A 6,821-nucleotide genomic window follows, 5' to 3' on the forward strand; every position below is an offset into this window, starting at 1 on the left:
GCCGCCCCCGCGCACACCCGGCTCGGCATCGCGCTCCGCGAGCGGAAGGTGGGCGACGGTCTGCGGCAGGTGGCGGGAGGCCGTGGAGGCGTACGAGCTCGGCGTCGGCGCGATCGAGGCCCTGGTCGGCCGCCAGGGCTCCCGGTTGGACAAGGAGGCCTGGCTGCGCACCGCACAGGGCATGCCCGCCCGCGCCGCCCATGTCTGCGCACGCGCGGGACTGCCCGAGCGGGGCGTCCTGTTGCAGGAACGCGGCCGGACCCTGCTCCTGGCGGAGGCGCTCCGGATGCGGGGCGGTGCGCCTCCCGAGCTGCCGTCGATCCGCGCCGTCGCGGGCCGCCGGACCCTGGTGTACCTCGCCGCGGCGGATACCGGAGGGGTGGCCCTGATCCTCGCGCCGGGCGCGCGCAAGGTGCGCTCCGTGGAACTTCCCGGGCTCACCGAAGACACCGTCGATCCGCGCGTCGACCGGCTGGCCCGGGCCTACCGGCAGCGGCACGGCGACCCGGCTGCGTGGCGCGACGAACTGGACGCCACCGGGCGTTGGGTCCACGAAACGGTCTTCGACCGGCTGCTGCCCCGTCTGCCGAGGACGACGGAACACCTCGTCCTCGTGCCCGCAGGCCGGCTGGCGCTGCTCCCCCTGCACTCCGCGTGGGCTCCGGGGCCGGACGGCGTCCGCACACACCTCGTCGACGATCTGGTCGTCACCTACACGCCGACCGCGCAGGTGCTCCGGCCCACGTCCGACGCGCCGCTCCTGCGTGAGGCGCTCGTCGTCGACGATCCTCGCCCGGTCTCCGCCTCCCCGCTGCCCTGGTCGGGTACGGAACGAGCGGCGGCCCTCGCCGCCGCGCGCACGGGCACCGTGCTCGCGGGCCCGGCCGCCACGCGCACCGCGGTCCTCGGCGCACTGGCGGGGCCCAGCCTCCTGCACCTTTCGTGCCATGGCGCCGGCCGCAGTGACGCTCCGCTGCAGAGCGGAATGCTGATGGCCGGAGACGAGCCGCTGACCGTTGCCGACCTCATCGCACTGGACGGCAGGATCGAGGCCGAGCTCGTCGTCATGTCCGCGTGCGAGACCTTCCAGGTGGGAACCGTGCTCCCCGACGAGGTGGTGAGCCTGCCGACCGCCCTGCTGCAGCTCGGCTGCCGTGCGGTGGTGGCGACGCAGTGGGCGGTCTCCTCCCTCACCGCGGCCCTGGTGATCGCGGCGTTCTACCAGCGGTGCGCCGACGGCTCCCCGCCGGCGGCGGCGCTCCACTCGGCCGTCAACCGGCTCCGGCCGCTCACCCACGCCGAACTCTCCGCCCACCTCAAGCCCGGAGCGGCCGGCGACCTCTTCGCCCTGCCGCCCGACGCCGCACGCCCCCTGTGGCGGGCCCTGCGCCTTCGCGACCCTGGCGGGCGGCCGCTTGCCCATCCCGCCGAGTGGGCAGCCTTCGGGTTGGTCGGCGGATGACTCCGGGGAGACGGCGCATGGACGACGATGAGCTGCTGGAACGGGCGACGGCCCTGGAGCCCGAAGTGGCCTCGCTGGCCGGCCGGGTGGCGGCGGAGCGGTTCGCCGCACTCGTGGCGGCCCTGCGCGACGGTCTGCCCGTCGGGGACGAACTGTTCGAGCTGCTGACCGGGGTCCCCGCTCTGCGTGACCGGGTCAACGCCCTGTTCCCGCCTGCCGAGGACGGCGAGAAGGGCTATCAGGAGCTGCCGGGCAAGGGGGAGATCATCGCCCCGCTCGTCTACGCCTGTCCCCGGGGCGACTACCGCCACCCGGTCCAGGAGGTGGGTGAACCGGTGCCGCGGTGCCCGGCACACCACATCGCCCTGGTCTTGGAGTAGCCGTGCTCACCAAGCTGTGGACCGGTCTGGACGGAAAGCTCGCGGAACGCCTCGTGCTCGTGCTGTTGTCCCCGGCGGCGACGTTCTGGTCGGCGGGAGCCCTCGCGCGCCTCGACGCCCTCCCCTCCGTCGGCCACTGGCGGACCGAGCTGGACGAGGCCGGCCGGCAGATCAGCGCTCTGCCCGCCGCGGCACAACTCCTCCTCGTCCTGGGCGCCATCGGACTCCTCACCGTGAGCGGTTCGCTCGTCAACGCCCTGTCGCTCCCCGCGCTGCGCCTGATGGAGGGCTACTGGCCCGGCATCCTGGCCGGGCCACGGCGCATCCTCGTGGACCGTCAGGCACGACGCCGGGCGTCCGCGGCGAACCGCTGGCGGGCCCTGTTGCTCAGGGGCGAGGAATCACTGAGTCCGGAGGAGACGAACGAAGCGATCCGGCTCGACCACCTCGTCAAACGCATCCCGCCGACTCCCGCGCAGCAGATGCCGACCAGGCTGGGCAACGTCCTGCGCGCGGCGGAGTCCCGCCCGGCCCGCAAGTACGGCCTCGACCCGGTGGTGTGCTGGCCCCATCTCTGGCTCCTCCTGCCCGACACCGTGCGCGAGGAGATCGCCCTCGCCCGGGCCGCTCTCGACAGGGCAGCCACCTGGATGATCTGGGGTCTGCTGTTCCTGGTGTGGACGCCGTGGAGCGCCTGGGCCGTTCCCCTCGCACTGGTGGTGCTCACCCTCTCCTACCTGAGCACCCTGCGTGCCGCGACCGCGTACGCCGACCTCGTCGAAGCCGCCTGGGACCTGCACCGCTCCGCCCTGTACTCGGCCCTGCGCTGGCCCCTGCCCGACAACCCGGCGAGCGAGTTCGCGGCGGGCAGGGCCGTGACGACCTACCTCCGCCGCGGTGGGCGCGGACCACTTCCCCGGTTCGGCCAGGACCCTTCGGAGGTGGCGCCGCCGCACGGCGGAGCGCCCGAAGAGACCGGTAATCGTCGCAGTCTGGCTGGATAGGCAACAACCCTTCACTTTCTCACCGCGTCGCGCCACCATGGGCCACATATGCGACTGACGAATGACACCGGTACCTCGGATCGGGTCTGGCGGCCGTACGTGGACCCTCCTCTGCTCAGCCCCGAGCTGCTCCGCGCGTCGAACGTGCGGGCCCATCCGGACTTCGAGCAACTCCGCCGGTACGTCTGTGCGTTCGCCGCATGCCGGACCGCACCCGTGCACACCGCGGTCGCGTTCAACGCGGTCTACTTCGGGTACGACACCGAGGCCGGCGGCTACGCCGGAGGGCCGCTGGACATCGGGGACTTCCCGTCCGTCGCCCTCGGGGACCGGGTCGAGGCCCTGCCGGTCGGAGCGATGATCAACATCCGTACCGGGGGCGACCTGTTACCGGCGGAGGTCGTCTACAAGGAAGGTGCCCACCCGGCCGTCGGGAGCACCGGAGACACTCCCGCCTGGCTTTCCGGGGCTCCCGCGGGCGCGCGGGGGCCTGGGGAGCACGAGCCGGCCGACCCGACGGCCCTGCACGAGCGGATGGTCTTCGACACCGAGGCGTTCGGCCAGGGCCTGGCCGCGACCACCGATCGGCTGAACAGACTGAGCCGCCGCGGAACGACCGACGCGTACGGACACCTGCTCGTCGAGGCCCGGTACACGGGGTCCGAAGCCGACCTGGACGACGGGACGTACTACGCCCGCTACCTGATGACGCGCGGGCGGAACCAGCTCACGAGCTCCCTCGCCCCCGTGCCGCTGCCGGTGATGCTGCCGCCCGGCACTGCTCCGGCGGAGACGGCAGCCGCCCTGCTCCGGCTGATGTCCGTGGTCCGACAGGCCCTGGCGTCTTCGCCGGAGCTCCGGATGTGGGGCGACTACGCCTTCACCCGGACGTCCATGGCCGCCCGCCTCACCGACCGGGGGCCGCTGGGGCGCGACGCCCTGGAGGCGCTGGCGCAGTCGGTCGCACGGTCGGCCGCACCGATCGGCCGCCGCCGGGCGGCGGCACGACCGAAGGCGGTCCACACGGCCCTCGGCCCCGCGCTCCGAGCGCTGCCACAGTCCTTCGGATCCTTACGCGGCACGGCGTACCCCCTGGCCGTCGGCCACGCCAACGTTCTGCTGGCGGACTACGTACGGGGCGAGACCGACGAGGAAACCGGCCTCCTCCCGAACGGCGTGCACCTGGCCCAGGACGACCGCTGGCAGAGCGGTGGCGTATGGCGCGCCGAGTACCGGGCCGGAGACGCCCCGGCCGGCACCCGCCACGGGGCTCCCCCGCCGCCACCCGATCGGGCCCGGCCGGACGCCGAGCCGCCCCCGCCGGCTCCGGAACCCGGCACCACCGGTGCTGCGGAGCACCCGGCCACGCCCGACGAGGGCCAGTGGTGGCCGGACGACCTCGGACTGGGTGATGCCGTCAGAGGTCCGGACCGGCCGGACCGCGTCGAGTGGACGCAGCCCCTCAGGGCCCCTGACCTGTCGGGCGGCCGGCTGCCGCTGCCCCGCGACGTCCTGGACGGCCTCGCTCCCGGCCGCTCGACCGCCGGGGACGATGCGGCGCACCGCGTACGGCTCCTGCTCACCCATGACGGGGCGGACCTGCCACCCCACCAGGCCACCCAGAGCGCGGAGTGCGACGGGGAGGGCTCTCTCGCGGGCCTGGAGTGGCCCGCCGGATTCTTCCCCGGCATCCTGCTCCTCCTGACCTGGCACCGGGCCGGCCGGGTCATCCAGGCCCGCACCGTCCGGCTGCCCCACCCCCAGACGGTCGACGGCGAGCCCGTGGCGCACCGCTACGACCGGCGGGTCCGCACCCGGGACGGCGGCGGGGGCCCGCCGGGCCGGGGACCCGCGCACAGCGCCGCCGACGGCGCCGAGGCGCTCGTCATGACCGCCGTCCGGCGTCTGGGCCTGCTCGACGCCTACGGCCGCGCCCTGCTCGCCCGCGACCGCCTGCACACCGCGGTACGCCTCGTCATGACGGACGTACCCGGCCACCCCGCCGAGCCCCAGGTGGAAGCCGCCCTCCAGGAACTGCTCAGCGCGGCCCGGCTCACCCTCACCCGGGGCAGCCGCGGCCCCGACGGCCGGGATCACTACCCGCAGCGGCCGCGCGAGACCACGCTGGAACTGGTCTGTTACACCCCCCTGGTGGTCGAGGCCAGACCACGGGGCTCCGACCCCTCGGACGAACCCGTCGACACCGGCCGGTCCGTCCACGGTCACCACGTTCCGGGATTTCTCCGCTTCATAGGCCATTTGGGCCACGAAGCGAGCGAAGAACAACGACGCTTGTTCCGGCAGGACTTCCTCACCTTCGGCCTGGCCGGCTCGCCCGAGCTGCCCCCGGGCTACACCTACGTACGACCGCACCACCGAGGTACCTGACCTGATCCCCGCCCCGGCGGGACCGGGGACCTCGGCACGGAACATGAACCACCGGTACCGACCAGTTCGCAGGAGACCGCGTGACCTCACCCCGCCGGCGGCGTGGCCAGCTGTGCGAAGAACCCGACTCACCTTTCATCGTGGGCGAAGGACCCACCGCCGTGCTGGCACCCGTACTCGTCGATGCCCTGGAGGCCCAGGCACACGCCCTCAACTCGCTGCCCTCACCCATTGGCTCCGCCGTGAAACTGCTCCAGCAGGCGGACGTGGAACACGCCTTGAACTCGATGTCGGTGCAATGGCGCCGCCACCTGCTCGGCACTCTGCGCATCTCCATTGCGGGCACCAGGGTGAGCCCCGCGCTGTGCCGGGACGTCCTGGCCCGGATGGCGCGCGACCCCGACTCCGCCAAGGCACGCCACGCGGCCGCGCACCTCACCCAGCCGCTCCTCCACGACCTGCTCACGGCCGTCGGGTCATCGGAGCCCCTCACCCGGCGCTGGAGCCCCGCGCTGCTGCGCCTGGCCGCGTGGTCCCTCCTGCGCGTCAGCACGGAGGACGCGCCGGTCTGGCTTTGGGCACTGGACCAGCCCTGGATGACCGACGAGTCGTCTCCGACGGACATCGCCGCCGTACGCGAGTCGGTCGAGCACCTGGTGAGCCTGCTCCAGCAGCCCCGGCGCGAGGCCGAGAAAGAAGACGAGACGGACATGGGACCCGACGGGGCAGCCGCCTCCCCCTCTCCCTCGGACGACGCGCCCCCCGCCCCGGACGCAATGCCCGAAGACGATCTGTTCACCGCCCGCCTGGAGCGGATCGAGCGGGCCCTCGACGCCGCGACCGGATCCGTGCGGCAGGTCGCCCGGGCCCTGGCAGCGCAGTCCAGGCCGGACGACGCGGACCTCGGCACGCTCATCGAGGTGGCACTGTCCTTCGACGAACTCCTGGACGCGCTCAGCCCGCACGGCCCGGCCCCCGAACGAATCGACCTGCCGAGCCTGCGGGAGCGGACCGCCCACGCGATCGAAGCGATAGGCAGCGGACAACTCCGTACTCGGTTACGGCTCATGTCCTGCCTGACCCGCAGCAACGGCTCGGCGCTGCCGGCCGAAGCGCTGTCAGGCGCACAGGAGAGGGCGGAGGCGCTCCGGGCCCAGGAGGTCTGGGACACACAGGACCGCGCCGATGCCGAAGCACTCGACATACTCCTCACGATGGTGGAGCTCGCGCAGGGCAGCCAAGACCGGCCCGCGGAGATCCTCGAACTGCTCGGAGCGATGTCGGCCAAGGCGCCCACCCCCGCACTGGTGATGCTGGCCGCGCAACACGCCGGCCTCACCCTCACCAGCGCACCGGAATCCTGGAGCGGCCCTGAGGAGCGCCTTCCCGCCGACGCGGAACCGGTCACCGGCCCCGCGTCCCCGGAGCGGAAGACCGCCCAGGCCCTGCCCGTTGCACCCGCATCGTTACCCGTACCGGCCTCGGTGTCCGAGCCGACGCGTGCCGTCGCCGGGTCTCCGGCACCCGAGTGGTTGCTGGTGGCGCCGACGTACAGGTTGAGCAGGCGGGAGAGCGGGAGGTAGACGT

5 protein-coding genes are annotated in these 6,821 nt (G+C 73.4%); all 5 read left to right on the plus strand.

The window, feature by feature from the left end; translation table 11 throughout:
* Nucleotides 1-82 precede the first annotated feature (82 nt).
* The 5 genes from AB0F18_RS19315 to AB0F18_RS19335 all read left to right on the plus strand — a co-directional run bounded on the left by AB0F18_RS19315 (nt 83) and on the right by AB0F18_RS19335 (nt 6,817).
* Nucleotides 83-1,462: a CHAT domain-containing protein gene (locus AB0F18_RS19315; RefSeq protein WP_362062042.1), complete on the plus strand. Its 1,380-nt coding sequence runs from the start codon at nt 83-85 to the stop codon at nt 1,460-1,462.
* 17 nt (nt 1,463-1,479) lie between these two features.
* Nucleotides 1,480-1,842 carry a hypothetical protein gene (locus AB0F18_RS19320; protein WP_362062045.1) on the plus strand — a complete coding sequence of 121 codons (363 nt, stop codon included), beginning with the start codon at nt 1,480-1,482 and terminating at the stop codon, nt 1,840-1,842.
* Nucleotides 1,843-1,844: 2 nt separating this feature from the next.
* Nucleotides 1,845-2,846, plus strand: a complete 1,002-nt coding sequence (locus tag AB0F18_RS19325) for a hypothetical protein (protein ID WP_362062048.1) — start codon at nt 1,845-1,847, stop codon at nt 2,844-2,846.
* Nucleotides 2,847-2,894: 48 nt separating this feature from the next.
* Nucleotides 2,895-5,234, plus strand: coding sequence for a hypothetical protein (locus tag AB0F18_RS19330; RefSeq protein ID WP_362062051.1), 2,340 nt, complete (start codon nt 2,895-2,897; stop codon nt 5,232-5,234).
* Between the two features lie 140 nt (nt 5,235-5,374).
* Nucleotides 5,375-6,817 (plus strand): hypothetical protein, encoded by a 1,443-nt coding sequence (locus AB0F18_RS19335; protein WP_362062054.1) that lies wholly within the window; start codon nt 5,375-5,377, stop codon nt 6,815-6,817.
* Nucleotides 6,818-6,821 lie beyond the last annotated feature (4 nt).

Source organism: Streptomyces sp. NPDC029216, from assembly GCF_040648015.1.
Taxonomy (GTDB): Bacteria; Actinomycetota; Actinomycetes; order Streptomycetales; family Streptomycetaceae; genus Streptomyces.

Bases quoted from the DNA above. Each gene is read 5' to 3' on its own strand.
- AB0F18_RS19320 (WP_362062045.1), top strand. From the start codon at position 1,480: ATGGACGACGATGAGCTGCTGGAACGGGCGACGGCCCTGGAGCCCGAA.
- AB0F18_RS19330 (WP_362062051.1), top strand. From the start codon at position 2,895: ATGCGACTGACGAATGACACCGGTACCTCGGATCGGGTCTGGCGGCCG.